The sequence below is a fragment of the Rathayibacter sp. AY1F4 genome (genome assembly GCF_002931775.1).
Classification (GTDB): Bacteria; Actinomycetota; Actinomycetes; order Actinomycetales; family Microbacteriaceae; genus Rathayibacter.
In genome coordinates, this window is the sequence record NZ_PSVE01000006.1 from 88546 (window position 1) to 114475 (window position 25930).

Here is a 25930-nt window from a genome sequence, read left to right on the forward strand (position 1 = left end):
GTTACTTCTGGCACTGCGTGGCGTTGGTGACCTCGCAGATGTCGCGGATCTCGTCGTAGTACGCGTCGTCGACGGGCGTGGTCGCGTAGAAGACGCTGCGGAAGCCGTCGGTGTCGGCCGACTCGACGCCGGAGGCGATGATCTCGTCGATCGTGACCTCGCTGAGGATGTCGCGCAGCTGCTCCTTCAGGTCGTCGGGGAGAGTGTTCGACTCCACGATCGGGGCGCCGGGGACCATGGTCTCGGCGATGACCTCGACCTTGTCGGACTTCTCGACCTCGCTGTCCTCGGCGAAGCCGGCCTCGCACTCGACGCCAGCGCCGACCTTCTGGACGCTGACGTCGTGCTTGCCGGCGAAGACCGGCGTGATGTCGGTCTCGGGGTCGATGCCCGCTTCGATCAGGTTGTAGCTCGGGAAGAGGTAGCCGGAGGTGGAGGACGGGTCGACGAAGCAGACCTTCTTTCCCTTCATCCCCGCGAGGTCCGTAATGGCGCTGCCCTTGGGGACGATCGCCTGCGAGTAGTAGCCCGGCTCCTGACCCTCGGCGGTGGTGATCGAGGAGATCGGAGTGAGCTCGGCGCCGTTGTTGACCGCCGTGACGTAGGTGAAGCCCGAGAAGGAGGCGACGTCGACCTGTCCGGCGATGGCCGCCTCGATGAGGGCCGCGTAGTCGGTCGACTCGTTGTACTCGACGGTTTTGCCGGTCTCCTGCGCGATGTAGTCCATCAGCGGCTGGTAGTTGGTCTCGGTGTCGACGGAGTCGGGGACGACGCCGAAGACGAGCGTGTTCGAGTCCACGGCGAAGCCGGCCTCGGCGTCGCTTCCGGCGGTCGCGCCGGCGGTCGCGGTGCCGGAGCAGCCGGCGAGGAGCGTGAGTGCACCGGCGACGGCCAGTGCGGAGAGGGTGAGACGGGCGCGGGTCTGCATGACGGCCTTTCGGGCGAGAGAGTGTCGAAGGGGGAACGACAGGAACTCTGCCGCACCAGGTACCCACGTATATACCTATCTCGCCACTGTTCACGGCGTGTTCACCCATCTGGTGCGACCCACTCGTGTCGAGTCGATCGGACGGGCGCCGGGCGAGTGTCGGTGCTCAAGATCGGCAGTCCAGACCAGTAAGGTGCCTATGTGGCCGATGTGATGTACAAGGCGATCGCCGACGACCTGCGTCAGTCGATCGCGAGCGGGACCCTCGCCCCCGGCGACGAGGTTCCGACCGAGGGCGAACTCGCCGCGAAGTGGAACACCTCGCGCGGCCCCATCCGCAACGCCCTGGCCGCGCTGCGCAGCGAAGGCCTGATCGAGACGACCCGCGGGCGCCCCAGCCGGGTCATCGAGCGCAAGGCGCAGCAGGCGGTCGACGTGTCCATCCCCTTCACCCGCTGGGCGCGGACGATGGGCGCCCGCCCCGGCGCGCTCACCCAGCAGGTGTCTCTGCGCCGCTCCGACGCCGACCAGGCTGCCCTGCTGGGCATCGAGCCGGGCGAGCTGGTCGTGGACGTGCTACGGCTGCGCTCGCTGGACGATCGGCCGACGATGCTGGAACGGCTCACCTTCATCGAGGAGGCCGGCCGGAACCTCTTCGACGTCGACCTCGACACCGTCTCGATCACCGAGTTCCTCGACTCCCGCGGCTGGAAGTCGGCCGAGGTCGACCACGAGATCGACGCCGTGGCCGCCGACGAGACCGACGCCCGCCTGCTCGAACTCGCGCCCGGCTCGCCCGTGCTCCGGCTGCACCGCATCACCCGCGACAGCGACGGGCGCACCTTCGAGGCCTCGGACGACCGCTACCGCAGCGACATCGTCCGCTTCACCGTCTCGGCGACCGGCCGGCGCCGCGAGGGCGCGCACTTCATCCGCCCCGTCGGGCTCTGAGCCCAGGCGCTCCCGGAGCCACGCCCGGCTCAGACCGACAGCAGCACGATCCCGCCCACGACCACGAGCGACGCGGCGATCCGCCGGACGGCCGAACCCTCCTTCAGCACCAGCGCGCCGAACACCGAGACCAGGACGACGCTCATCTCGCGCATCGGCGCCACCAGAGCGACCGGCGCGAGGGTGATCGCCTGCAGGACGAGGATGTATGACAGCGGCGAGAGCACCCCGAACGCGAGCACCCGCGGCCAGTGCCGCGCGAGGACCGGGAGCAGCTCCGCCCGCCGCCGCCGCAGCGCCCCGGCGTAAACGACGATCTCGACCAGCGTGCAGCCGACCATGAACGCCACCGGCGAAAGGCCCCAGGTCCGCAGTGCGTGCGCGTCCCAGATCGTGTAGACGGCGATCGCGACGCCGGTGAGCACTCCGAAGAGGATGCTCGGGTCGAGGAGGCGGCGGCCCGAGGGCGCCTGCTCCACCGGCCGGTCAATCAGTCCGGTCGCGATCACTCCCGTGACGACGACGACGACCCCGAGTACGGCGACCGGAGAGATCTGCTCGCCGAGCAGCAGTACCGCGAGCCCTGCGCTGAGGGCGGGGCCGGTGCCGCGGGCGGTGGCGTAGACGGTGGAGAGCCGCCCGCGGGCGTAGCCCTGCTGCAGCACCACCATGTAGCCGACGTGCAGCAGCCCGGAGACGCCCGCGCCGATCGCGAGGCCCGTCACCACGTCGCCGCCGGAGCCGAGCCCGCCCGTGAAGGGGATGACCGGCGCCCAGATCACGGTGCTGGCCACCGCTCCCCACCAGAGGAACGGCAGGCCGATGCCGCTGACGCGGTGCGCGATCACATTCCAGGCCGCATGGCACAGTGCCGCGGACAGCACGAGGAGGAGGACGTAGGCAGACATGGCAGGACCTTCCCGCGCGCGCCGACGCGCGCCGCAGCGGTCCTCCAGGCTTCTGTCCCTTGAGATGACGGACCTCGATGGCGGGGTCCGTGGCGCCGCTCGAACCAGACGGACGACCATGTCGTCCCGGAACCCTAGGCGCTATCAGGACGACCGTACCGCACCGACAGCAGCCTCTCCTCCGCCGAGAACATCGTTCACCCGCGCTCTCCGACAGGACCTCGGGCGCCCGTTCGGGGGTGAACAACACTTGAACGTGTCTGCATTACTCGTTCATCTGCCCCCGCGTAGGTACAGATGTGAGCAGGCTTGCGGCGCGCGGTCGTCCCCGCGCTTCTCTCGCACAGACCTCTGGAGTCGACGATGTCCCTGTCCACCCGCACTCTCGGTGCCGCTTGCGTCTCGGCGGTGATCGGCGGTCTTCTGCTGGTCGCGCCGACCGCCGCGTCCGCCGCCGACACCGCCTACAACGGGCTGCCCTCGGGCACCCGGACCGCGAAGACCCTCGTCGTCGGAATCGACGGCGCCTCCTTCGATCAGTTCGACGCGGCCGACATGCCCGCCCTCGATGCACTCCGCACCGAGGGCATGACTGCGACGAGCAACCTCTACGCCGCTCCGATGTCGGGCACCGTCTCGGGACCGGGCTGGTCGACGATCGCCACCGGCGCCTGGCCCGACAAGCACAACGTCGTCGACAACAACTTCACCGCACCGAAGTTCGGCCAGTACCCCGACTACCTCAGCCGCATCGAAGCGGCCGATCCCGCCCGCTCGAGCCTCGTCGTGGCCACCTGGTCGCCCGTGGCCCAGACGATCTTCGGCTCGGCCGTCGACGTCCGCCGCACCGGCGGCGGTGACGTGCAGACCACCGCGACCGCCGTCGACTACCTCACCAACGGGAATCCGGATAACACCTTCGTGCACCTCGACGAGGTCGACGGCGCCGGCCACTCCGTCGGCACGAACGGTACCGCCTACGCCACCGCGCTGAACCGTGCCGACAGCCAGCTCGGCGAGATGATCGCCGCCGTCAAGGCGCGCTCGACCTACGCGAGCGAGCAGTGGACGATCCTCGTCACCGCCGATCACGGCCACACACCCACCGGCGGCCACGGCGGCAACAGCCTCGCGGAACGCAAGACCTTCGTCATCGCCTCCGGCCCCGGCATCCCCGCCGGCTCCACCCGCAACGACGTCAAGATCGTCGACATCGCCCCGACCGTCCTCGCCGCCAACGGCATCCCGACCGATCCCGCCTGGACCATCGACGGCTCCGCCCTCGGCGTCCTGAAGGCGGATGACTTCGACACGCTCCGCCCCGCACTGAAGACCCGCGTCGACGAGACCCGACCCGCCGCGGGCCTGCTCGGCTGGACCCACGCCACCCCCGCCGGATGGAGCATCGACAACTCCGCGATGCCCGTCGGCGGCGTGACCGAATGGGCCGGCTGGTCCTTCGCCACCGACTCCTTCTACACCAGCGCTGAGCCCGGCCAGAAGCGCGAGACGAACGTCCGCGCCCGCGACGTGTTCGCCGTCGCCGACTCCGACGAGTGGGACGACAAGACCCACGCCGCCGGCCAGTTCGACTCCACCCTCATCACCCCCGCCTACCCGCTGAACGGCACCGGTTCGGCGACGCTCTCCTTCGCCACCGACTACGTCATCGACGGACCCCAGACCGCCGCCGTCTCCGTCAGCTACGACGGAGGCGCCCCGGTCGCCGTAAAGAGCTACACCGCGAACACCAACACGAACGAGTCGATCCGCATCGAGGTCCCGGCGGACGCCCGCACGGCGCAGTTCCGCTTCCGCTACACCGGACAGAACAGCGCCTTCTGGACCCTCGACCAGGTCGCTCTGACCCAGGCCCCCGCACCGGCCCTGACCGTGGCCGCGACCGCAGCGACCCGCTGCATCGCCGGGAAGGTCTCCCTCACCATCCAGGCGACCAACACCAACCCCTTCCCGATCGCCGTCACCGCGACCTCCGGCTTCGGCAGCAAGTCGTTCCCGGCAGTCGCCTCCGGCAAGAGCGCCTCCCACGCGTTCTCCACCCGCGCCGCGACGATCCCTGCCGGGACCGTCACCGTCGCAGCGACCGCCACTGTCAACGGCACTCCGGCGACGACCACCGTGCAGGCCCCGTACGCCGCGGCGTCCTGCAACTGACCCCGCTCACCTGAAGGAGAAGAGACTGTGAAGAAGAACGCACTCGCGGCGCGCTGCGCCGCTGTCCTGGCCGGAGCTGCACTGCTCACCGCTGTCGCCGGCGCCGCTGTCGCCGAGGAGAACTACGGCGACCAGGACGTGGACGTGAACGTGTCCATCGCCGAGCTCACCGAGCCGGGCGTGCTGGCTATGACCGTCGCCGGCACCTCGACCGACCTCACCGAGACCGGCTCGACGGAACTCGTGCGCCAGTTCACCGGCACCCTGCCCACCGTCACCGTGACTGACACCCGCACCGCCGACGAGATCCCCGCGGACGCCGGCTGGTACGTCCTCGGCTCGGCGAGCGAGTTCACCGGAGACGCCGGCCAGGAGCCCATCGGCGCCGACCATTTCGGCTGGACACCGCGACTGCTCGACGGAGGCGACTCCGGCCTCGTCACCGAAGGCGACCAGGTCGACACCGTCCTCGATGACAGCGACGACGCGGTCGGCCTCGTCGACCAGGAGCTCCTCGCGCTCGCGCTCGACTCCGGAGCCGTCGCAGAGGAAGGCCAGTGGACAGCATCCGCCGACCTCTTCCTGCGCACGGACGCCACCGTCGAGGCCGGCGACTACACCGGCCAGCTCACCCTCTCGCTCTTCGAGTGAAACAGCTGGTGGGGGCGCGGCCGGTCTGCGCCCCCACCAGCTCGAAAGGACCGGCAATCGTGCCACGATCTTCCTTCCGCGCGTTCTCCGTCGCGGCCGCCGCGATGCTCGGGCTGATCGCACCGGCTCTCCTCGCAGCACCGGCCGTGGCCGACACGGCCTCGGACAATGCGGTCACCTGGGCGGTGAGCCCGGCCGATCAGACCGGGCCCGACGGCCGCTCCTGGGTCGAAGCGGAGCTCGACCCCGGAGCCTTCCGAGCCGAGCACCTCGCCCTCCGCAACCTCAGCGACGCCGACGTCACCTTCGGCCTCACCGCAGCCGACGGCTACCTCACCCCGACCGGCCGCTTCTCCATGCTCCCCTCGACCTCCCCGTCAACAGCCGCCGGCACCTGGATCGACGTCGCCGACACCGTCTCCGTTCCCGCCCGCTCGAGTGTCGTCGTGCCCTACACGATCACTGTTCCCCCCGACGCGGAACCCGGAGACCACGCGGCCGGCATCGCCGCGTCGATCCGCTCTGAGGGCAGCGATGGAGCTGCGACGGTGAGCGTCGAGAGCCGAGTGGGCTTCCGCGTTATGACCCGCGTCACCGGCGACGTCACGGCCGCCCTCGTGTCCTCGGCTACGGGCGAGTACCGCATCGCGTGGAACCCGTTCACCCCCGGCGGCATCCGCATCGCGTACACACTGCACAACACGGGGAATGTCCGCCTGACCGTCACTGCGACCACCGAGTACCGAGGCCGACCACTCGACGCCGAGGAGACCGGCGCCGACACGCCTCTCCAGCTGCTCCCGGGCGACACCCGCACCGTGCACCTCACGGTGCCGGACGTGTGGCCGCTCGGTGCGATGACCCTGCCGCTCGAGGCTCAGTACTCCGTCATCCCACCGGACGGAAGCGACACGCCGCTCGAGGCGACGACCACGAGCGTCATCGTCTGGGCGATGCCGTGGCCGCAGCTCGCCGTCATCCTGGCCGTCCTCCTCCTCGGGTGCGGCATCCTCGGCGACCGAGTCAGACGACGTCGCGCTCTCGTCCGCCTCCTGAACGAGGCACGGGAGGCAGGCCGTCGCGAAGCCCCGACCATCGTCACCCGCAGCTCAGAGGACGAGCGGCAGACGATGACGAAGTAGCGCGACTCGCAGCGCCCTGCGGAGGCGACTTCGTCCGAGCGCTCGGCCTCGCCCGGCTGCCACGACGGAGACCGTCCGCAGACGACCGTTCGCGGACGGAGTGCGGCGTCTCGGATAGCTACTGTTTTGCGAGGCGCTAGAAGACAGAGCTCTCCCCCCTGCGGAGGGGGTCGTTATTCGAGCTAGGCCTTGGGGCGGCGGCTGCGGTTGAGACGGGCCTTCAGTCGTGCAGGCTTCTTCGTCGGCCAGAAGACGAGGACGAGATCCTCGACCTTGTTGACGACGAAGTAGATCGTGGCGCACACGATCACGACGTTGGGGTCCACCTCCCCCTGCAGCATCTCGAAGAGCGGGTTCATAGTGACCTCCGCGTGTTGAACGCGCGAACGCGTTCGGATCACACCGAGCCGGATGACTTGGTGTCGCTCACTACCAGCAATCATTCGAGCGCTGACAGGAGAGGAGGGGGCCAGGAGAGCTGTTGCTGCTCGATCCTGGGCATGAAAAAAGCCGGCTCGGGGCCGGCTTGTCGGGTGATCGATCGATCGCCCATTTTCAAGGTAGGGGGTGACATCGTGGGCCAGAAAACGGCGACGTTCGTGTGGCGCCGCGGCACGGCGGCATCGAGCTCCGCCAGGTACCGCGGACCGCGATCATCGCCCCCGCCAAGACGACTCGGGGGAGGGTCGTCCATTAACGCGAAAAGCCAGCCGGGTGGCTGGCTTTGGACGTACGTATGCCGATTCGTGACCATCATGGCTCGAATTGACATCAACGGCAACGACCTCGGCTGGTCGACCCACCTCGCGGCCTAGCGCGAGCATACAGATTTCAGTTCTTGCCGGAAGTCAAGGACCCGGCATGGCGTCGAACGTCGATCAATCAGGTCGTCGTCGCTCGATGAGGATTGTGTCGCGCCAGGTGCCGGCGGCCGGTCCGTAGGTCATCCGCGCGATGCGTTCGCGGGTGCCGACCCGGCGGAATCCAGCGCGGTCGTGGAGGGCGAGGCTGGCGGTGTTCTCGGGGAAGATGCTCGACTGGATGGTCCAGGCGCCGGCGGCGTCTGCGGCGTCGATGAGCGCCTGTAGGAGTTCGGCGCCGATGCCGCGGCCGCGGGCGGACGACGCGATGTAGACGGAGTGCTCGACCACCCCTCGGTAGACGGGCCGGATCGACACGGGGGAGAGCGCGGCCCAGCCGAGGATCTGATTGCCGTCGGCGGCGACGAGGCGCCCGACGTCGAGCTTTCCGGCATCGAACGCCTCCCACGTCGGCGGTTCGGCCTCGAAGGTGGCGTGCCCGGTGGCGATGCCCTCTCGGTAGATCGTCTCGACCGCCGCCCAGTCCTCGGGGAGCATCGCCCGGATCGCGGTCATGAGCAGCAGCTTCCTCCGGCGGATCCGATGTCGGTGGAGCAGACGCCGGTCTCGGGGAGTACGAGCTTCACGCGTCGGGCGGCGGCGTGGTCGCCGGCGAGCTCGTCCGCGATGGAGCGGACCTGCTCGTAGCCGGTGACGAGGAGGAAGGTAGGGGCGCGGCCGTAGGACTTCATGCCGGCGATGTAGAAGTTCGGCTCGGGGTGCGCGAGTTCGGCGACGCCGTGGGGGTCGACGGTGCCGCAGGAGTGCAGGTTCGGGTCGATGAGCGTCGCGAGTGCGCGGGGCGCTTCCACGATTTCGTCCAGGGAGACGCGGATCTCGCGGAGCATGTCAAGGTCGGGCCGGAATCCGGTGGCCTGCACGACGACGTCGGCCTCGACGCTCTCGCGCTCCTTCCGGCGCCGCCCCATCACCGTGACGCCGCCGGAGAGGGCCTTCTTGAGGCGGTCGATTTCGAAGCGGTCCAGGAGGGTGATCGCGCCGTCGCGGACGAGCTGGTGCACGGTGCCACCGAGCTTGCCGCGCTCCTCGAGCTCATCGTCGCCCGAGCCGAAGACGCGCACCGGGCTGATGCCGCGGATCGCCCAGGTGATCGTCGTACCCGGTTCCTCGCGGGCGAGACGGGCGAGCTTGATCAGGGTGTTCGCGGCGGAGTGACCGGCGCCGACGACGAGGACACTCTTCCCGGCGAACCGGGCACGGTCCGCGCCGAGCACGTCCGGCAGCGCGTGGCTGAGGTGCTCGGCGACGTCGGCGGCGCCGATCGGGTCGAGGCCGGCGGAGGCGAGGGCGTTGGCGGTGGAGTAGGTGCCGGAGGTGTCGATGACGGCGCGGGCGGTGACATCGGCGACGCCGTCAGGGGTGTCCAGGCGAAGCAGGAACGGAGTGGCGGCGCGGCCGGTGGAGCGGGTGCGGTCCATGCCCTCGCGGGTCACGGCGGTGACGCGGGAGCGGTAGCGGATGACGGGTGCGAGCTGCGGAGTCGCGGCGAGCGGGGCGAGGTAGTCGCGGACGAACTCGTGCCCGGTGGGCAGTTTCTTCGCGGCGGGCGCCTCCCAGCCGGCGGCGTCGAGCAGGCGTCCGGCGGCGGCGTCGACCAGGTACTCCCACGGGGAGAACAGGCGGGTGTGGCCCCACTGCTGCACCGCGGCTCCGGCGCTTTCACCAGCCTCGTAGACCACGACGTCGAGGCCTCGCTCGAGCAGCTGCGCGGCGGCGGCGAGACCGACAGGGCCGGCGCCGATCACGGCGGCGGGCAGGCCGGTGAGGCGGCGCTCGTCGGTGCGGGGCGGGACGGTCAGCAGCATGGTCATCAGGTGCACTCCTCAACATCGACGGTCATCGATGGACCGAGTCTGCCTCGCTATATCGATGACTGTCAATGTGTGGGAGGGTGAAGTCATGGCGACGAGCGAGCTGACTCTCACCGCGGCGGCGGCCGCGTGCTGTGCGCCGCTCGCGCGCGAGCCGCTGAGCGCGGAGGGCGCGGAGCTGCTGGCACGGGCGTTGAAGGCGATGGCGGATCCGGCGAGGCTTCGCCTGGTGTCGATCGTGGCTTCGAGCAGCTCGGGCGAGGTGTGCGTGTGCGACTTCACGGAGCCGGTCGGGCTGAGTCAGCCCACGGTGTCGCACCACTTGAAGATCCTCGTGGACGCCGGGATCCTGGCCCGCGAGAAGCGCGGCACGTGGGCGTACTTCTCCCTCGTCCCCGGTGCGCTCGACTCCCTCGCGGGGATGCTCACCCGCGTCTGATCAGGCGGCCGTGACCCTCGCTGCGAGAGCGTCGACGCGCGCGGCGAGCTCGTCGTAGGCGGCATCGAACGCGGCGTCCGTGCCGGCAGGTACCGGGTCGGGGATCGACCAGTGCAGCGCCTCCGAGCCGAGTTCCTCGTGCGCGGCGTCGCAGACAGTGATCACGAGGTCGGTGTCGGCGGCCACGTCCGCGAACTGCTGCGGAGCATTCCCTGTCAGCGTCAGGCCGTGCCGCTCGGCAGTCGTGATGGCGCCAGCCGCGATCGCCGCGGCGGGGTGCGTGCCGGCGGACGCCACGGGGATCGAGCTGCGCTGCGCCCAGAGCTGCGCGGCGAGCTGGGAGCGGGCGGAGTTCGCGGTACACACGAACAGCACCCGCCGCGCCGCGGCGGTGGTCGAGGGCCCGAGCTGATCGAACGCGCCGGGGATCAAGTGCACGTAGCTGCGGCGCCGGTCCGCCTCCGAGCGGCGACGGAGGATCATGCCCTCGCGCTCGAGGACGGCGAGGTGGTGCGCGACGAGGTTCGAGGGCATCCCTAGTCGGTCCTGCAGCTCCCGCGGCGCCAAGTCTCCAAGGGTAAGGAGGTCCGTGATCCGCAGCCGCGCGGGGTCGCTGAGGGCTGCGTGCCGGGCGGCGCGCGCTTCCAATTCGATTCGCTCGGTGTTCATTGACTCAATCTTGACTGAGTGATCGTAAGCGGTCAAGATGGCCGACGACATGGACACCACTTCCCCTCCTCCGCTCGCTCGTCGGGCCGTGGCCGAGTTCCTCGGCACCGGTCTGCTCGTGGCGATCGTCGTCGGCTCCGGCATCGCCGCCCAGTCGCTCTCCCCGAACGATGTCGGCGTGCAACTGCTGGAGAACTCCCTCGCGACCGCGCTGGGCCTCGCGGTGCTGATCCTGACACTCGGGCCGGTGTCGGGGGCGCACTTCAACCCGCTCGTCTCCGCCATCGACGCGCTCCTCGGCCGCCGCGACCGGACCGGCCTGTCGGGGCGGGAGCTGGCGGTGTTCGTCGGCGCGCAGCTGCTCGGCGGCATCGGAGGCGCGGTCCTCGCGAACGCGATGTTCGAGGTCCCGACCTCGACCGCGACGACCGAGCGGGTCACCGCCGGGTACCTGCTCGGGGAGGTCGTCGCCACCGCGGGCCTGGTCCTCGTGATCCTTTCCCTCGCCCGCACGAACCGCGGCCCGCTCGCTGCGGCCGCGGTCGGCGCGTACATCGGTGCGGCGTACTGGTTCACGTCCTCGACCTCGTTCGCGAACCCCGCGGTGACTCTCGGCCGTGTCTTCACCGACACCTTCGCCGGCATCGCCCCCACCTCCGTCCTGCCGTTCATCGCCGCGCAGCTCGTCGGTGCCGCGATCGGCGTCGGCATCGCCGTGTTCCTCTTCCCGGGCGCCGCCCGGACCGCCGGCGACCTCGTTGTCCCCGCCGCCACCTCGACCTCTTCGCACGTCTGATCCGAAAGGCCTTCTGATGCATCTCGTCGCCATCGGCGGCAGCGACGCGGGGATCTCCGCCGCGCTGCGCGCCCGCGAGCTCGACCCGTCCGTCGACGTGACCGTCGTCGTCGCCGACTCCTACCCGAACTTCTCCATCTGCGGGATCCCGTACTACTTCTCCCGCGAGGTACAGCCCTGGCAGTCCCTCGCGCACCGCACCCACGCCGACCTCGAAGCCACCGGCATGACCCTGCGCCTGGACACCTTCGCGACGGACATCGACGTCGCCGGGCAGCAGCTCACCGTCCGCACCCCCGGCGGCACGCTCGACCGGATCGGGTACGACGAGCTGATCGTCGGCACCGGCGCTCTCGCGTCCTCCGCGGGTATCGCCGGAGTGGACGAACTGGGTCCGGAGGACGGAGTGCACATACTGCACTCGATGGGCGACACCTTCGCGCTCGAGCGCTTCCTCGACAGTCGCGACCCGCAGACGGCGATCATCGTCGGCGCCGGCTACGTCGGCCTCGAGATGGCCGAAGCCCTCACCGTCCGAGGCCTGCGCGTCGTTCAGCTGCAGCGCGGCCCGGAAGTGCTCTCCACCCTCGACCCCGAACTCGGCGCCCTCGTGCACACAGAACTCGACCAGCACGGCGTCGAGGTCCTCACCCGGACCACCGTCGCCTCGATCGAGAAGACCGCCGCCGGGCTCGCCGTGCACGCCGACCACGACGGCACACCCGTCATCCGCACCGCCGACGTCGTCCTTCTCGTCGTCGGCGTGAAGCCGAACACCGACCTGCTCGCCCGCGCCGGAGCGTCTCTCGGCGCCGGCCGCGCGGTCGTCGTCGACGAGGCGATGCGCACGGGCCTGCCGCACGTGTTCGCGGCAGGCGACGGAGTGACCACGCACCACCGTCTGCTCGGCAGCACCTACCTGCCGCTGGGCACCACGGCCCACAAGCAGGGACGGGTGGCCGGCGAGAACGCTCTCGGCGGCGATGCCCGGTTCGCCGGCTCGGTCGGCACGCAGGTCGTGAAGGTCTTCGACCTCGTCGCCTCCCGCACCGGCCTCCGCGAGCACGAGGCCCTCGCCGCCGGGTACGCGCCTGCGACGACGACCGCGGTGGCGGACGATCACAAGCGCTACTACCCGGGCGCGCAGCCGATCACGATCCGCATCACCGGTGACACCCGCGACGGACGTCTGCTCGGCGCGCAGCTCGTCGGACGCCTCGGCACCGAGACGGCCAAGCGCGTCGACACCTACGCGACCGCCCTGTTCGCCGGGCTCACCGTCGAGCAGGTCTCCGACCTCGACCTCTCGTACACACCCCCGCTCGGCTCCCCCTGGGACGCCGTGCAGATCGCCACCCAGACCTGGACCCGCACCACCACCGGAAGCAGCATCCCCGCATGACCGAGAAGCCCACCGTCCTCTTCCTCTGCCAGCACAACGCCGGCCGCTCCCAACTCGGCGCAGGCCTGCTCGAAGTCCTCGCCGGCGACCGCTACACCGCCACCTCCGCCGGTCTCTCCCCGGCCGAAATGGTGAACCCCGCGATCGCTGCGACCGTCGCTGAGCTCGGCCTCGATATCAGCGACCGCACCCCCCGCTCCGTCACGGTGGAGGACCTCGAGAACGCGGACATCGTCGTCGCCATGAAGCCCGGCCTTACCCTCCCTGCGACTCCGACCGGCCGGTTCCTGGAGTGGAAGTTCCCCGACCCGACCGACTGGAGCGCCGAGAACGTCCGCCCCCTCCGCGAGGCCGTCGCCGCTCGGATTCAGGCCGAGCTCCTCAACTAGGCGCGACACGGAGCGGCATCAGAACGCCGCCACAGAACGCTGAAACTCACAGCCGCGGGGTCCCGCGGAGCTCAGTGTCCCGACATACCCGTCCGATGAAGAGTGCCGCCGAGGTACCCCACTCGGGACGGTACTCGTGGCGCCGCGGAAGGCGGGCTGCTCCGAGGCGCCGCTGCCTTCGTGCTCCGTCCGGCCGCGACGGCGACGTGTTCCGGCGGGAACGACGCCCTCGGCGATCTCCGCGTGCGCTGCCGTCACTCGCCGAGCCGGAGGCGGCTATCGGCCTCGAAAGCGATCCCGGCGCCCTTCCCTCCGCCCGGCCCCTCGAGCAGCGGGGGGCGCAATCCGTCTCGTGGTGAACGTTCACGTGCAGGATCCGCGCCGCACTTGTCCATACCCCTCCCGCCCGCCTAGCGTGGTGCGTGAACGTTCACGCCGACGACGCCGCGAAAGGGTCCCCATGACCGACTCCACCCCGACCACTCCCGCACCCGGCTGGGCGGTGCTCGGCCCCGGCAGCATCGCGCGCCGGTTCCTCTCCCAGCTGCCGGCGAGCGACCGCGGCGCCCGGCTCGTCGCGGCGGGCAGCTCCGACCCGGGGCGCGCCGCGGCCTTCGCCGCCGAGGCCGTCGAGCACGGCTTCGCGGACGCGAGCGCCGGCGACTACGCCGCGGTCCTCGCCGATCCGCGGGTCACCGCGGTCTACATCTCCACCGTGCACACGGGTCACGCCGCGCTCGTCCTGCAGGCGCTCGAGGCCGGCAAGGCCGTGCTCTGCGAGAAGCCGCTCGCCGTCAACCACGGCACGGCGATGGCCCTGGTCGACGCCGCCCGCAGCGCCGGTCTGCCGCTGGTCGAGGCGTACATGTACCGCTTCCACCCGCAGACCGCCGCGCTGCTCGAGCTCGTCCGCGACGGCGCGATCGGCGACGTCGTGCACATCGACGCCTCCTTCTCCTTCCGCACCCCGTCCCGCGAGGGCCGCCTGTACGACGCCGCGACGGCCGGAGGAGGCGTCCTCGACGTCGGCGGATACACCGTCACCGCCGCGGCGGCCGTGGTGCAGGCCGCGACCGGTGCCGCCGTCGCCGAGCCCGCCGAGTTCGACGCGAGGGGCAGCCTCGGCCCGACCGGCGTCGACGAGTGGAGCGTCGCCCGCGCGACCTACCGCGGCGGCATCACCGCGACCCTCCGCACCGGAGTGGCGCTCGACGACGTGAACGCCGTGACGATCCACGGCACGCGCGGCCGTCTGCACGTGGCCGACCCGTGGTTCGGTGCGTCCGACGCGGGCATCGAGATCAGCGTCGTGGGGGAGGAGCCGCGCATCCTCACGTTCGAGGGGGAGAGCCCCTACGCGCTCGAGGCGGATGCGACGACCGCCGCCCTGGCGGCCGGTTCGGTCGAGGCGCCGCAGATGACGCTCGAGGAGACGCTCGCGACGGCCCGCACGCTCGACCGCTGGCGCGCCGCGATCGGCCTGCGCTTCCCGTTCGAGGCCGAGACCGCGGACATCCCGACGGTGTCCGGGCGGCCGCTGCGCGCGGCGTCGGACAGCCCGATGCTCTTCGGCGAGATCCCCGGCGTCGGCAAGCGGATGTCGCGGCTCGTGATGGGCGTCGACAACCAGCCGGATCTGGCGCACGCCTCGGCGATCTTCGACGCGTTCGTCGAGCAGGGCGGCACCGCCTTCGACACCGGCTACATCTACGGCGACGGCGAGATGGAGGGCCGCCTCGGCCGGTGGATCCGCAACCGCGGCATCCGCGAGGACGTCGTCGTGATCACCAAGGGCGCGCACACCCCCTACTGCGACCCGGAGTCGCTCTCCCGGCAGCTGCTCGAGAGCCTCGAGCGGCAGGGCACCGACTACGCCGACATCTACCTGATGCACCGCGACAACCTCGAGGTGCCGGTGGGCGAGTTCGTCGACGTGATGGACGAGCACCAGCGCGCCGGGCGGATCCGCGCCTACGGCGTCTCGAACTGGACGCCGGCGCGCTTCGACGAGGCGCAGGAGTACGCCCGCACTCACGGGCGGGCCGGGTTCCAGGCGCTGAGCGACCACTTCGGCCTGGCCGAGGCGTACGACGTGCCGTGGGAGGGCTGCGTCCACGTCACCGACCGGACGTCGAAGGAGTGGCTGGTCGAGCGGCAGATCCCACTGCTGCCGTGGTCCTCGCAGGCGCGCGGCTTCTTCACCGGCCGCGCCCGCCCGGACGACACCAGCGACGCCGAGCTGGTGCGCTGCTACTACGGGCCGGACAACTTCGAGCGCCTGCGCCGGGCCGAGCAGCTGGCGGCCGAGCACGGTGTCGGAGCGACGGCGATCGCGCTGGCCTACGTGCTCGCGCAGCCGTTCCCCACCTTCCCGCTCTTCGGGCCGCGCACGATCACCGAGCTGCGCTCGTCCATGCGCGGCCTGTCGATCGAGCTGACTCCGGAGCAGACGGCATGGCTCGACCTCCGCGCCTGAGCGGTGCCGAGGCCGGCGGCCGCGCGACGATCCACGACGTCGCGGCCGCCGCCGGGGTCTCCCGCCAGACCGTCACCCGCGCGATGAACGGCTTGCCGGGCATCAGCGAGGAGACGAAGCGGCGGGTCCTCGACGCCGCGGAGCAGCTGTCCTACCGACCGTCGCGGTTCGGCCGCGGCCTGGTCACCGGCGGCGAGCACCAGCTCGGGCTCGTCGTCGACGACCTGCGGAACCCGTGGTCGCCGGAGCTCGCTTCGGCCGTCGTCCGGGTCGCGGCGGCGCGGGGCTGGAACGTGTCGCTCGCGGACGTGGGCCTCGCCGCCGACTCCGACCGGATGATCCAGGCGCTGGGCGCGCAGACCGACGCGGTGATCGGCACCTTCGGCGATCGCGCGGCGGAGTGGATCGAACGGCTCGGCTCCGTGCCCGTCGTCGAGCTCGACCCGACCGGCGACCCGCTGCGCGCCGCGGTGCTGCTCGACCACTCCGACGCCGTCGAGGCGCTGGCCGAGCACCTGGCGGGAGCGGGCGTGCGGAATCCGGTGGTCGTCGACGTCTCGCGGGATGCCCGGCCGAGCCGGCGGGCCGAGCTGCTGATCCGGGCCTTCGCCGCGCGCGGACTCGAGGCCCCCGTCGTCCGCGCCGAGGGCCCCACCGCCCAGGCGGCCGCGGACGCGACCGAGCGGATCATCGCCCGGCCGCGGGTCGCCGACGCGATCGTCGCGTTCAACGACCTCTGCGCGCTCGGCGTGCTCTCCGCCTGCCGCCGGGCGGGTGTCGACGTGCCCGGCGACGTCCGGGTGGTCGGGATCGACGGCCTCTCGATCGGGCGGCTGCTCGCTCCGACTCTGACCACCCTCGCCGTCGATCTCGACGAGCTCGCGCGGCACGCCCTCGACCTCGCGGTCGCCATGATCGCCGGCGAGCTCCCCCGGGGCGGCCCGGCCGTCCATCGCACAGTCCGCCACCAGCTGGTGCTCCGCGAGTCCGCCTGATGTTCCAGACGGGCAGCGCGATCGGCCGGAGGTTCCGCTGACGCGAGGAGCGCTCACCAGGCGAGCTGATGGTCGTCCTCGAAGACCGCGCCCGTCGGGCCGTCGGCCGGCAGGGTGGCCAGGCGAACGGCGACCGCCGCGCCTTCGTCCGGCGTCCTCGTGCCGCGGAAGTCGTTGAAGTCAGTGGCGACGTGCCCCGGGGCCGCGCCGTTGATCTTCAGCGTCGTGGCGGCGAACTCGCGGGCGTAGTGCACGGTCAGCGCGTTGAGGGCGGTCTTCGAGCTGGAGTAGGCCATGGAGGGCTGCCCCACCCAGGCGCCCTCCTCGCCGAGTGAGCCGCGCTTGCTCGTGACGTTCACCACCCGTGCGTCCTCCGCCCGGGTCAGGAGCGGCAGGAAGGCCGTCATCATCCGCACGACGGCGAAGACGTTGACCTCGTACACGCTCCTGATGTCGTCGACCGTCTCCTCGGTCGGCGTCGGCAGATGATCCATCGGGTGGAAGGTGAGCGTGTTGACGCCGGCATTGTTCACCAGTACGTCGAGTTGCCCGAACTCCTCCGCGACGCGCGCCGCGAGGGCGTCGACATGGTCTTGCCGGGTGACGTCGAGAAGGACGGGGCGGACGTCCCCGTCGAGACTCTCCGCGGCGTCCCGGCCGGCGTCGACGCTCCTCGCGCCGAGCAGGACGGTGAACCCCTGCTCTGCGAGGCCGCGGGTGATGGCCAGGCCGATGCCCTTGTTGCCGCCGGTGACGAGGGCGAGCTTCGTCGCAGGATCTCCAAGTGTTGTCATGTCAACACTCTGCGCTCGGGACGTTGTCGTGTCAACACCGGGACCGTAGTCTGAGCAGATGACCGCAGCGCTGAGCGAACAGGAGCAGCTTCTCTGGCACACGTGGAAGATCGCATCGGACCAGGTCCGGCAGCGCGTCGCCGAGGAGATCAAGACCGGCACGGGTCTCTCCGACCCGGACTTCGGCATCCTGACGCGCCTGGTCGAGCTCGGCGGCGGGGAGCTCCGCCAGAGCGACCTCGCCACCTCGATGCAGTGGCACCGCAGCCGGCTCTCACACCAACTGACCCGCATGGAGCAGCGCGGTCTGCTGGGTCGTCGGAGCGTGGACGCCGGCGTCCACGTGTGCATCACCGATGAGGGGCGGGATGCCGTCCGCGTCGCCCGTCCGATCCACGCCGCCGCGGTTCGCAGGCACCTCATCGATCGCACCGACGGCATCGATCGCGCGACCTTGATACAGGTGCTCGAGCGGCTCGCGCGGGACGTCTCGCCGTCCTGATGAGGGATCGTCGACCCGGGTGGTCGCCGACTCTCTGAGGTGTCGGACGAGCGGCCGGCCGAAGTGACGGGGCGGGGTCGTCCGGCTGAATCGCGTCCTGAGGGAAGTCGAGGGGGCGGCCCCGGGAGAGTGATCATCGCCGTCAGGGCGCAGGCCGCAGTGACGAGCCCCGCGACCAGTAGCCGCAGCGGAGTGTCCGCCGGCACGAGGCCCCGCTTCGTCTACCGAGCGCTCGCGGCAGGAACCGCTAGCGCTCGCCGTCCGCTCGCTCCCCGAACTCCACGAGCTTCGCGAACAGGTCCTCGATCAGCCAGCGGGTGTCGAACGCCTCGCAGACCCGGATCGTGTGCGGCCCTGCGTCGGGCAGGAGCTCGCCGTCCGCGGAGAACCGCGGTGCGCGGCGCTCCCGCCAGCGGCCGCCGGCGGGGTTCATCACGGCGCCGATCGCCGGGCTGTCGCCCAGCGACCGGAAGTCGAGCGGCCCGTACGGAATGGTGTCGTTGAACGCGATCAGCTGGTCCACGAGGTAGTCGGCGAGGGGACTCGTCCCGCGGAGCCGCGTGCGGAGCTCGGCGTGCCCGACTCCGACTCCGGAGTACACGGGCATCGGGATCTGCCACAGGGCGATGCCCGACTCGAGGACGCGGTTCGCGGCGTCGACGTCGTTGATCAGGTTGAACTCGGGGCTGTAGGCGGGGATCTGGTCGTAGGGCGGGCCGCCGACCCAGACGACCACGACGTCGCGGGAGGCGATCGACGGCTCGAGCAGCAGGGCGGCGGCGACGTCGGTCAGCGGCCCGAGCACGGCGATCCACAGCCGGCCGTCGTCGCGCAGAGCCTCCGCGACGATCAGGCGGGCGCCGTCCGACGCCTCGGCGGGCAGGGCCGACTCGGCGCCGTCGACGACGGTCACCGTCGCTCCCGCCAACTCCACGATGCGGTCGATCTCGGCGCGCGACTCCGCCATGCTCCCCGGCCGGCCGAAGTGCGCGGCGACGAGGCCGCGGACGTCGAGGGTCTCGGTCAGCAGCGCCTGGACGATCGCGAACTGGTCGTCGGCCTCGTTCGCCGCGTCGGTGCTGACGATCAGGCGGTGCGGGGGAGGCGGGGTCATGCGGACTCGCGCTGCACGAGGGTCGTCGCGAGGATCGGCTGCCGGTCGACCGGGCGGCCCTGCACGACGGCGACGACGGTCTCGGCGGCGACGCGGCCCATGTCCTCCAGGGGCTGCCGGATGGTCGTGAGGGTCGGATCCGAGGTGGTCGCGATGACGACGTCGTCGAAGCCGATCACGGAGACGTCGGCGGGGACGCGGCGGCCGGACGCCTGGAGCACGCGGATCGCGCCGTTGGCCATCAGGTCCGACGAGGCGAAGACGCCGTCGAGGTCGGGGTGGCGCTGCAGGAGGCGCGCCATCGCGGCGGATCCGCTCTCGAGGGTGAACTCGCCGTGCACGATCGGGCTGTGGTCGAGGCCGAGCTCGGTCAGCTCGTCGCGCCAGCCTCGGATGCGGTCGCGGGCGGGCTCCATGTCGTGCGGGCCGGCGATGATGCCCAGGCGCCGGCGGCCGGAGTCGGCGAGCGCGCGGGCGGCGAGGCGGCCGCCTCCGTAGTTGTCGGAGTCGATGACGATGGCGTCCTCGGGCAGGGCGACGCGCGGGCGGCCGACCCAGGCGATCGGCACGGGGGAGTCGGCCAGCGCCTGCGCGAGGTGGGTGATCTCGTGCTGGAGGATCACGATCGCGCCGTCGACGGCCCGCGAGCGGAGGAAGCGGGGGATGCGGTCGCTGTCGTCGTGGTCGGCGGGCAGCAGCACGGGCTGCACCTCGCCGGCGTAGAGGCCCTTCGCGGCGCCCTTCAGCACCGAGGTGAAGAACGTCCCGGTGAGGCTGTCGAGCTCGTTGAAGGCGACGATCAGGGCGATGGCCCCGGCCCGCCCGCCGCGGAGCATCCGGGCGGCGCTGTTCGCCTCGTAGCCGAGGGACTTCGCGGCGCGCTCGACCGCGGCGGTCATCCGGACGTCGACATTGGTGCCGCCTGCGAGCACCCGGGCGGCGGTGGCGCGCGAGACGCCCGCGGCCTGGGCGACGTCCACCAGCGTGGGTCGAGTCATGCTGCTTCCTTCTGCGAGGGGAGGTTCCGGCTTCCGCGCCTCCCCGCGGAGCACGGTGGGGAGAGCGTCGAGGTGAAGACTCGCACGGGGCGGCGGGCGGCCGTCCGGAACTGCTCGATTTGCGAAACTTCCCTTTGATACTAGGCGGAGATCGTTATCTCGCGGAGACCGGTTCTCGCTTGCATCGTGCTCGCGCGCGGGTTAGGTTGGCCGCCAAGAGATCGTTCTCTGAGGCCCGCCCTCACCGAAACCCTGCGAATCCCCAACGAAGAGGAATTGTCGTGAAAAGAAGCCTGACGGCCGTAGCCGCCGCAGCAGCAGTAGTCGCGCTCACCCTGACCGGGTGCTCGTCCGGAGGGGGAGGAGGCGCCTCGGACGACCCGAACGCCGAAGCCACCTTCTGGTCCTTCACCGGCATCAACGCCAAGGACAGCGTCGACGAGTACCTCGCGAAGATGCCCGACGCGAAGATCAAGCTCTCCGAGGTCGGCAGCACGACCGAGACCGCCACCGCCCTCACCGCGGCCCTCGCCGGCGGCAAGGTGCCCGACCTGGTCATGATCCAGAACGACGACCTGCCCCAGTTCGTCGCCAACAGCTCGAACTTCCTCGACCTGCGCACCCTCGGCGGCGACGACGTCGCCTCCACCTACCTCCCGTGGGCCGCCTCCGCCGCGACCGCCGACGACGGCTCCGTCGTGGGCGTCCCGACCGACGTCGGCGGACTGGGCTTCGCCTACCGCGCCGACCTCTTCGAGCAGGCCGGCCTGCCGACCGAGCCCGACCAGGTCGCCGAGCTCTGGAAGGACTGGCCGTCCTTCATCGAGACCGGCAAGAAGTACACCGAGGCGACCGGTAAGCCGTTCGTCGACAACATCGAGACCAGCGTCTTCTTCTCGACCGTCAACCAGGTCTCGGAGAAGTACTACTCGCCGGACGGCGAGCTGGTCTACGACACCAACCCGCAGGTGAAGGACGCGTTCCAGGTCGCCGTGGACACCAAGGACGCCGGCATCAGCGCCGGCATCGCCGCCTGGTCCTCGGGCTGGGCCCCGGGCCGCGCGAACGGCGCCTTCGCCGTGACGATCGCCCCCTCGTGGATCCTCGCCGGCATCAAGACCGACGCCCCCGACACCGCCGGCAACTGGCGCGTCACCAGCGTCCCCGGCATCGGCGGCAACTGGGGCGGCAGCGTCATCGCCATCCCCGCCCGCGCCGAGCACCCCGAGGCCGCCTGGCAGTACATCAAGACGATGATGTCGGCCGAGGGCCAGACCGACCACTTCAAGGCCTCGGGCACGCTGCCCGCCGCCACCGAGGCGATCGCCAGCGAAGAGGTCCAGTCGTACACCGACCCGTTCTTCGGCGACTCGAAGATCGGCGAGGTCATGGCGACCTCCGTCGAGCAGTTCCCGTCCTTCTACAACGGACCGGACACCACCCCCATCAACGGGGCGCTCCTCAACACCCTCGTCGAGCTGGAGGCCGGCAACGTGACCTCCGACAAGGCGTGGTCGACCGCACTCGACACGGCCAAGCAGGCCATCGGCGGCTGATCGCCCCACCCACCCGAGCGGCCCGGCGCCTCGCGCGCCGGGCCCCTCCCCCCTTTCTCGACGGAGGTACTCCCGTGTCAACGGTGACAGCAGCACCACCCCGCAAGCAGCGCAAGCAGCCCAGCGCGCCGGTCCAGAAGGCCGCGCGGATCCGCAACTCCCTCTCGGAGCGGATCGCCCCCTACGCGTACGTCGCGCCCTTCTTCATCATCTTCATCGTCTTCGGGCTCTTCCCGCTCCTGTTCACGTTCTACGTCTCGCTCTTCGACTGGAACCCGATCGGCGAGCAGACCTTCGTCGGCATCGCGAACTTCCAGCAGCTCTTCGCCGACTCCCGGTTCTGGAACGCGCTGGTCAACACCTTCGGCATCTTCATCATCTCGACGGTGCCCCAGCTGCTGTTCGCCCTCTTCCTCGCGCACCTGCTGAACCACGCCCGCCTCCGCTGGGCGAACTTCTTCCGCATGGCGCTGCTGGTGCCCTACATCACCTCCGTCGCGGCGACCGCGATCGTGTTCGCGCAGATCTTCGACAAGAACTTCGGCCTGATCAACTGGTTCCTCGGCATCTTCGGACTGCCGTCGATCAACTTCCTCGCCACGAACTACGGCTCCTGGATCGTCATCTCGACGATGGTCTTCTGGCGCTGGTTCGGCTACAACACGCTCCTCTACCTGGCGGGCCTGCAGTCGCTGCCCCGCGAGATGTTCGAGGCGGCCTCCGTCGACGGCGCGTCCAGCTGGCAGCAGTTCCGCCACCTGACGATCCCGGCGCTGCGCCCGATCATCGTCTTCACCGTGATCATGTCGACCATCGGCGGTCTGCAGATCTTCACGGAGGCGCTCCTGGTGGCTCCCGAATCGGGCCTCACCTGCGGCGCAGGCCGGCAGTGCCAGACGCTGGCGCTCTTCCTCTACGAGCAGGGCTTCGGCCAGTTCAAGTTCGGCTACGGATCCGCCATCGGCGTCGTGCTGTTCGTGATCGTGGTCCTCGTCTCCCTCCTCAACTTCTACCTCTCCACCCGCACCCGGAAGGAGGCCGTCTGATGTCGGATGTGATCGACCAGGCCGTCCCGCAGACGCTGGCCCCCACGGTCCAGAAGGCACAGCTGCCGAAGCGGCGCGGGAAGGGCGGCGGAGTCGGCTGGCCGACCTACGTCTTCCTCGTGATCGCGGTGCTCGTCTCGATCTTCCCGCTCTACTACATGTTCGTCGTCGCGTCGGTCGGAGCGACCGCCGTCACGTCGATCCCGCCGCGCCTGTACCCGGGCACGAACTTCATGTCGATCGCCGAGAAGGTGTTCGACACCGTCCCGTTCGTCGCCTCGATGCTGAACAGCCTCATCGTGTCGCTGAGCATCGCCGTCATCTCGGCGATCCTCTGCGCGATGGCCGGCTTCGCCTTCGCGAAGCTGCAGTTCCCGGGCCGCAACGTGCTGTTCCTGATCGTGCTGCTGACCATGACGGTGCCGGCGCAGCTGAGCATCATCCCGCAGTACCTGATCGTCTCGGCGCTCGACTGGGTCGACACCCTCCAGGCGATCATCGTGCCGGGCCTGGCCAGCGCCTTCGGCATCTTCTGGATGCGGCAGCACATGTCCACGACGGTCAGCGACGAGCTGATCCAGGCGGCCCGCATCGACGGCGCCAACTCGTGGCAGCTGTTCTGGCGCATCGCCTTCCCGGTGGTCCGCCCCGCGGCGTTCGTCCTCGGACTGATCACGTTCACGGCGGTCTGGAACGACTTCATGTGGCCGTTCATCGTCCTCAAGTCGCCGGAGCTGTTCACGGTGCAGATCGCGCTGAAGCAGCTGCAGGCCAACCGCTCGATCGACGTCGCCCTGGCGATGGGCGGATCGTTCATGGCCACCCTCCCGCTGCTGATCGCGTTCTTCTTCGTCGGCCGCCGGATGGTGTCCGGGATCATGGACGGGGCGTTCAAGGGCTGATGCACGACGCTTCCCCAGCACTGCCCGGGACGGACGCCGCGCGTCCTCCCGGGCGGGACTGGCGGGACCGCGCTCTGCCTCCGGCCGAGCGCGCCCGCCTCCTGACCCAGGAACTCACCCTCGAGGAGAAGGCGGCGCAGCTCGGCTCCGTCTGGCTCACCGACTCCGCCGACGACTTCGCTCCGAAGCTCGACGACGGCCCCGCCGCGGGCGACGACCTCTTCACCGGCGGCCTCGGCCAGCTGACCCGCGTGTTCGGCACCGAGCCGGTCACCGTCCCGGAGGGCGTCCGCCGGCTCCGCGAGCTGCAGGAGCGCGTGGTCGCCGGCAGCCGCCTCGGCATCCCGGCCATCGCGCACGAGGAGTGCCTCACCGGCCTGGCCGCGTACGGCGCGACCGCGTTCCCCACTCCGCTCGCCTGGGCGGCCACCTTCCACGAGGAGCTCGTGGGCGAGATGGCGGAGGCGATCGGCTCGGACATGCGCGCCCTCGGCGTCCACCAGGGCCTCGCCCCGGTCGTCGACGTCGTGAAGGACTACCGCTGGGGCCGCGTCGAGGAGACCCTCGGCGAGGACCCGTACCTCGTCTCGCAGCTCGGCGCCGCCTACGTGGCGGGGCTGGAGGGGACCGGTGTCGTCGCGACGCTGAAGCACTTCGCCGGGTACGCCGCCTCCCGCGGCGCCCGCAACCACGGACCCGTGAGCATGGGGCCGCGCGAGCTCGCCGACACGGTGCTGCCTCCGTTCGAGGCCGCGCTGCGGCACGGCGGCGCCCGCAGCGTGATGACCTCGTACACCGACATCGACGGCGTGCCCAGCAGCGCCAGTCGGCACCTGCTGACGACGCTGCTCCGCGACCGCTGGGGCTTCGAGGGCACGGTCGTCGCCGACTACTGGGCGGTGCCGTTCCTCCAGGCCATGCACCACGTGGCGGTCGATGCGGCCGACGCGGGGCGCCTGGCGCTGCACGCGGGGGTCGACGTCGAGCTGCCGCAGACGGCGGCGTACGGCGAGCTGCCGCGCCTGATCCGCGAGGGCGTCGTCGACGAGGCCGACCTCGACCGCTCCGTCGCCAGGCACCTCCGCCACAAGTTCGAGGCGGGCCTGCTCGACGGCGGCCCGCTGGTGCCCGAGGGGGCCGAGGACGTCGACCTCGACAGCGCCCGCAACCGCGCGATCTCGTCGCGGATCGCGGAGGAGTCGGTCGTGCTGCTGCGCGACGAGGACGTCGCGGGGCTGCTGTCCTCCGGCTCGCTCGCCGTCGTGGGACCGGCCGCGGACCAGTTCCGCAGCCTGGTCGGCTGCTACGCGTTCCCCAACCACGTGCTCTCCAAGCACCCCGGGCACGACCTCGGCCTGTCGATCCCGACGGTGCTGACGGCACTGCAGGAGGAGTTCGGAGCGTCGCGCGTGCGCTTCGCGGAGGGCGGCTCGATCACCTCCGCGTCGACGGACGGCGTGCAGGAGGCGGTGGACCTCGTCCGCGGCTCCGACGCGGCGGTCGTCGTGGTCGGCGATATCGCCGGGCTCTTCGGCGACGGCACCTCGGGCGAGGGATGCGACGCGGCCGACCTCCGCCTCCCCGGAGCGCAGGAGCCGCTGGTGACGGCCGTGCTCGAGACCGGCGTGCCCACCGTGGTGGTCGTCCTCTCGGGCCGGCCTTACGCGCTCGGGGCGTTCGGAGCGGCGCGCGGACTCGTGCAGGCGTTCTTCCCGGGAGCGGACGGGGCGGCCGCGGTCGCCGGCGTGCTCTCGGGCCGCGTGGCTCCGACCGGGCGCCTGCCCGTGCAGATCCCGCGACTCCCGTCCGCGTCGACCACGTACCTGCAGCCGTCGCTCGGGCTCTCGAACCCCGGGATCACGGCGCTGGACGCGACTCCGCTCTACCCGTTCGGCTACGGGCTGACCCGCGGCGCGGTGACGTATACGGAGCTGGCGACGGCGGCGGAGCTGCCGGTCGGCGGATCGCTCGACGTGGCGGTATCGCTCCGGAACGACGGCGCCGACACGGTCGAGGTGGTGCAGCTCTACGCGGGCTACCCGACCTCGGCGGTGGTGCGGCCGGTCGCGCAGCTGATCGGCTTCGCGCGCGTGCCGATCGCGGCGGGCGAGACGCTGACGGTGCACTTCCACGTCGACGCGGCCCGGCTCGCGGCGACGGGGGAGGACGGCCGGCTCGCCGTGGACCCGGGGCCGCTGCGGCTGACGGCCGGCGCCTCGGCGGCGGACGCGGCGGTGACGGCGGAGGCGTCGATCACGGGGGAGCGGCGGCTGCTCGCCGAGCGGGCGCTGCGGACCCCCTGGTCGGTGGCGCGGGACTGAGCGGTCGGCGCCTCAGGGGGGAGGCGCCGGCCGCTCGCGGGGGCGGGCCGGCGGTGCCGGCTCGCGACCCCGCGGAAGTCGCGG

The 25930-nt window shown here is 71.0% G+C and carries 24 protein-coding genes; 15 read left to right on the forward strand and 9 right to left on the reverse strand.

Translation table 11 applies throughout. From position 1 onward, the window contains the following. Position 1: 1 nt before the first annotated feature. Positions 2-928 carry a phosphate/phosphite/phosphonate ABC transporter substrate-binding protein gene (locus C5C59_RS05325; RefSeq protein WP_104238422.1) on the reverse strand — a complete coding sequence of 309 codons (927 nt, stop codon included), beginning with the start codon at positions 926-928 and terminating at the stop codon, positions 2-4. Between the two features lie 201 nt (positions 929-1129). Here C5C59_RS05325 and C5C59_RS05330 point away from each other — a divergent pair, with 201 nt between their 5' ends. Beyond that, positions 1130-1879: a GntR family transcriptional regulator gene (locus C5C59_RS05330; RefSeq protein ID WP_258062603.1), complete on the forward strand. Its 750-nt coding sequence runs from the start codon at positions 1130-1132 to the stop codon at positions 1877-1879. 29 nt (positions 1880-1908) lie between these two features. On the opposite strand, the gene C5C59_RS05335 is transcribed toward C5C59_RS05330, so the two are convergent. Then, positions 1909-2787: an EamA family transporter gene (locus C5C59_RS05335; RefSeq protein WP_104238424.1), complete on the reverse strand. Its 879-nt coding sequence runs from the start codon at positions 2785-2787 to the stop codon at positions 1909-1911. Between the two features lie 363 nt (positions 2788-3150). Between C5C59_RS05335 and C5C59_RS05340 the strand changes: the two genes are divergently transcribed. Genes C5C59_RS05340 through C5C59_RS05350 form a run of 3 tightly spaced genes read left to right on the forward strand, consistent with a single transcriptional unit; the run spans position 3151 to position 6755 of the window. Beyond that, a complete protein-coding gene (locus C5C59_RS05340; protein WP_104238425.1) occupies positions 3151-4962 on the forward strand; it encodes an alkaline phosphatase family protein in 1812 nt (603 codons plus the stop codon). Positions 4963-4989: 27 nt separating this feature from the next. After that, positions 4990-5613: a hypothetical protein gene (locus C5C59_RS05345; protein ID WP_104238426.1), complete on the forward strand. Its 624-nt coding sequence runs from the start codon at positions 4990-4992 to the stop codon at positions 5611-5613. A 59-nt stretch (positions 5614-5672) separates the two neighbouring features. Beyond that, positions 5673-6755, forward strand: coding sequence for a hypothetical protein (locus C5C59_RS05350; protein WP_104238427.1), 1083 nt, complete (start codon positions 5673-5675; stop codon positions 6753-6755). 182 nt (positions 6756-6937) lie between these two features. On the opposite strand, the gene C5C59_RS17180 is transcribed toward C5C59_RS05350, so the two are convergent. The 3 genes from C5C59_RS17180 to C5C59_RS05360 all read right to left on the reverse strand — a co-directional run bounded on the left by C5C59_RS17180 (position 6938) and on the right by C5C59_RS05360 (position 9447). After that, a complete protein-coding gene (locus C5C59_RS17180; protein WP_181134830.1) occupies positions 6938-7114 on the reverse strand; it encodes a hypothetical protein in 177 nt (58 codons plus the stop codon). A gap of 519 nt (positions 7115-7633) precedes the next feature. Beyond that, on the reverse strand, positions 7634-8131 hold the full coding sequence (locus C5C59_RS05355) for a GNAT family N-acetyltransferase (protein ID WP_104238428.1): 498 nt from the start codon (positions 8129-8131) through the stop codon (positions 7634-7636). Continuing rightward, on the reverse strand, positions 8128-9447 hold the full coding sequence (locus tag C5C59_RS05360; protein WP_104238429.1) for an FAD-dependent oxidoreductase: 1320 nt from the start codon (positions 9445-9447) through the stop codon (positions 8128-8130). The genes C5C59_RS05355 and C5C59_RS05360 overlap by 4 nt, the downstream gene beginning before the upstream one ends. Before the next feature lie 88 nt (positions 9448-9535). On the opposite strand from C5C59_RS05360, the gene C5C59_RS05365 reads away from it, so the two are divergent. Continuing rightward, a complete protein-coding gene (locus tag C5C59_RS05365) occupies positions 9536-9886 on the forward strand; it encodes a helix-turn-helix transcriptional regulator (protein ID WP_104238450.1) in 351 nt (116 codons plus the stop codon). Here the strand turns inward: C5C59_RS05365 and C5C59_RS05370 are convergent, their stop codons facing one another. Further along, the gene (locus C5C59_RS05370) at positions 9887-10555 is read right to left on the reverse strand and encodes a helix-turn-helix domain-containing protein (RefSeq protein WP_104238451.1); all 669 of its coding nucleotides are present in this window, start codon (positions 10553-10555) and stop codon (positions 9887-9889) included. It lies immediately after the preceding gene. 49 nt (positions 10556-10604) lie between these two features. Between C5C59_RS05370 and C5C59_RS05375 the strand changes: the two genes are divergently transcribed. The 5 genes from C5C59_RS05375 (at position 10605) to C5C59_RS05395 (ending at position 16613) form a co-directional block, all read left to right on the forward strand. Beyond that, positions 10605-11351, forward strand: a complete 747-nt coding sequence (locus tag C5C59_RS05375) for an MIP/aquaporin family protein (RefSeq protein ID WP_181134831.1) — start codon at positions 10605-10607, stop codon at positions 11349-11351. 16 nt (positions 11352-11367) lie between these two features. Next, the gene (locus tag C5C59_RS05380) at positions 11368-12753 is read left to right on the forward strand and encodes an FAD-dependent oxidoreductase (RefSeq protein ID WP_104238431.1); all 1386 of its coding nucleotides are present in this window, start codon (positions 11368-11370) and stop codon (positions 12751-12753) included. Continuing rightward, positions 12750-13142, forward strand: a complete 393-nt coding sequence (locus C5C59_RS05385) for a low molecular weight phosphatase family protein (RefSeq protein WP_104238432.1) — start codon at positions 12750-12752, stop codon at positions 13140-13142. The genes C5C59_RS05380 and C5C59_RS05385 overlap by 4 nt, the downstream gene beginning before the upstream one ends. A gap of 460 nt (positions 13143-13602) precedes the next feature. Then, positions 13603-15618 (forward strand): aldo/keto reductase, encoded by a 2016-nt coding sequence (locus tag C5C59_RS05390; RefSeq protein ID WP_104238433.1) that lies wholly within the window; start codon positions 13603-13605, stop codon positions 15616-15618. After that, positions 15597-16613, forward strand: coding sequence for a LacI family DNA-binding transcriptional regulator (locus C5C59_RS05395; RefSeq protein WP_104238434.1), 1017 nt, complete (start codon positions 15597-15599; stop codon positions 16611-16613). The genes C5C59_RS05390 and C5C59_RS05395 overlap by 22 nt, the downstream gene beginning before the upstream one ends. Before the next feature lie 53 nt (positions 16614-16666). Here C5C59_RS05395 and C5C59_RS05400 read toward each other — a convergent pair whose 3' ends face one another. Continuing rightward, positions 16667-17407 (reverse strand): SDR family NAD(P)-dependent oxidoreductase, encoded by a 741-nt coding sequence (locus C5C59_RS05400; RefSeq protein WP_104238435.1) that lies wholly within the window; start codon positions 17405-17407, stop codon positions 16667-16669. Positions 17408-17465: 58 nt separating this feature from the next. Here C5C59_RS05400 and C5C59_RS05405 point away from each other — a divergent pair, with 58 nt between their 5' ends. After that, entirely contained in the window at positions 17466-17909 is a 444-nt protein-coding gene (locus tag C5C59_RS05405; protein ID WP_146082827.1) for a MarR family winged helix-turn-helix transcriptional regulator, read from the forward strand. Positions 17910-18156: 247 nt separating this feature from the next. On the opposite strand, the gene C5C59_RS05410 is transcribed toward C5C59_RS05405, so the two are convergent. Both C5C59_RS05410 and C5C59_RS05415 read right to left on the reverse strand, forming a co-directional pair. Continuing rightward, positions 18157-19023: a nucleoside hydrolase gene (locus tag C5C59_RS05410; protein ID WP_104238436.1), complete on the reverse strand. Its 867-nt coding sequence runs from the start codon at positions 19021-19023 to the stop codon at positions 18157-18159. After that, complete coding sequence (locus C5C59_RS05415) at positions 19020-20021, reverse strand: LacI family DNA-binding transcriptional regulator (RefSeq protein WP_104238437.1); 1002 nt, start codon at positions 20019-20021, stop codon at positions 19020-19022. Before C5C59_RS05415 ends, C5C59_RS05410 begins: the two co-directional genes overlap by 4 nt. Before the next feature lie 281 nt (positions 20022-20302). Between C5C59_RS05415 and C5C59_RS05420 the strand changes: the two genes are divergently transcribed. The 4 genes from C5C59_RS05420 to C5C59_RS05435 all read left to right on the forward strand — a co-directional run bounded on the left by C5C59_RS05420 (position 20303) and on the right by C5C59_RS05435 (position 25846). Next, entirely contained in the window at positions 20303-21577 is a 1275-nt protein-coding gene (locus C5C59_RS05420) for an extracellular solute-binding protein (RefSeq protein ID WP_104238438.1), read from the forward strand. A gap of 83 nt (positions 21578-21660) precedes the next feature. After that, the gene (locus C5C59_RS05425) at positions 21661-22623 is read left to right on the forward strand and encodes a carbohydrate ABC transporter permease (protein WP_104224677.1); all 963 of its coding nucleotides are present in this window, start codon (positions 21661-21663) and stop codon (positions 22621-22623) included. After that, positions 22623-23525, forward strand: a complete 903-nt coding sequence (locus C5C59_RS05430) for a carbohydrate ABC transporter permease (protein WP_104238439.1) — start codon at positions 22623-22625, stop codon at positions 23523-23525. The genes C5C59_RS05425 and C5C59_RS05430 overlap by 1 nt, the downstream gene beginning before the upstream one ends. Then, the gene (locus C5C59_RS05435) at positions 23525-25846 is read left to right on the forward strand and encodes a glycoside hydrolase family 3 N-terminal domain-containing protein (RefSeq protein WP_104238440.1); all 2322 of its coding nucleotides are present in this window, start codon (positions 23525-23527) and stop codon (positions 25844-25846) included. The genes C5C59_RS05430 and C5C59_RS05435 overlap by 1 nt, the downstream gene beginning before the upstream one ends. Positions 25847-25930: the final 84 nt, after the last annotated feature.

Bases quoted from the DNA above. Each gene is read 5' to 3' on its own strand.
- C5C59_RS05325 (WP_104238422.1), bottom strand. From the start codon at position 928: ATGCAGACCCGCGCCCGTCTCACCCTCTCCGCACTGGCCGTCGCCGGT.
- C5C59_RS05335 (WP_104238424.1), bottom strand. From the start codon at position 2,787: ATGTCTGCCTACGTCCTCCTCCTCGTGCTGTCCGCGGCACTGTGCCAT.
- C5C59_RS05340 (WP_104238425.1), top strand. From the start codon at position 3,151: ATGTCCCTGTCCACCCGCACTCTCGGTGCCGCTTGCGTCTCGGCGGTG.
- C5C59_RS17180 (WP_181134830.1), bottom strand. From the start codon at position 7,114: ATGAACCCGCTCTTCGAGATGCTGCAGGGGGAGGTGGACCCCAACGTC.
- C5C59_RS05355 (WP_104238428.1), bottom strand. From the start codon at position 8,131: ATGACCGCGATCCGGGCGATGCTCCCCGAGGACTGGGCGGCGGTCGAG.
- C5C59_RS05360 (WP_104238429.1), bottom strand. From the start codon at position 9,447: ATGACCATGCTGCTGACCGTCCCGCCCCGCACCGACGAGCGCCGCCTC.
- C5C59_RS05365 (WP_104238450.1), top strand. From the start codon at position 9,536: ATGGCGACGAGCGAGCTGACTCTCACCGCGGCGGCGGCCGCGTGCTGT.
- C5C59_RS05370 (WP_104238451.1), bottom strand. From the start codon at position 10,555: ATGAACACCGAGCGAATCGAATTGGAAGCGCGCGCCGCCCGGCACGCA.
- C5C59_RS05375 (WP_181134831.1), top strand. From the start codon at position 10,605: ATGGACACCACTTCCCCTCCTCCGCTCGCTCGTCGGGCCGTGGCCGAG.
- C5C59_RS05380 (WP_104238431.1), top strand. From the start codon at position 11,368: ATGCATCTCGTCGCCATCGGCGGCAGCGACGCGGGGATCTCCGCCGCG.
- C5C59_RS05385 (WP_104238432.1), top strand. From the start codon at position 12,750: ATGACCGAGAAGCCCACCGTCCTCTTCCTCTGCCAGCACAACGCCGGC.
- C5C59_RS05390 (WP_104238433.1), top strand. From the start codon at position 13,603: ATGACCGACTCCACCCCGACCACTCCCGCACCCGGCTGGGCGGTGCTC.
- C5C59_RS05395 (WP_104238434.1), top strand. From the start codon at position 15,597: ATGGCTCGACCTCCGCGCCTGAGCGGTGCCGAGGCCGGCGGCCGCGCG.
- C5C59_RS05400 (WP_104238435.1), bottom strand. From the start codon at position 17,407: ATGACAACACTTGGAGATCCTGCGACGAAGCTCGCCCTCGTCACCGGC.
- C5C59_RS05405 (WP_146082827.1), top strand. From the start codon at position 17,466: ATGACCGCAGCGCTGAGCGAACAGGAGCAGCTTCTCTGGCACACGTGG.
- C5C59_RS05410 (WP_104238436.1), bottom strand. From the start codon at position 19,023: ATGACCCCGCCTCCCCCGCACCGCCTGATCGTCAGCACCGACGCGGCG.
- C5C59_RS05415 (WP_104238437.1), bottom strand. From the start codon at position 20,021: ATGACTCGACCCACGCTGGTGGACGTCGCCCAGGCCGCGGGCGTCTCG.
- C5C59_RS05430 (WP_104238439.1), top strand. From the start codon at position 22,623: ATGTCGGATGTGATCGACCAGGCCGTCCCGCAGACGCTGGCCCCCACG.
- C5C59_RS05435 (WP_104238440.1), top strand. From the start codon at position 23,525: ATGCACGACGCTTCCCCAGCACTGCCCGGGACGGACGCCGCGCGTCCT.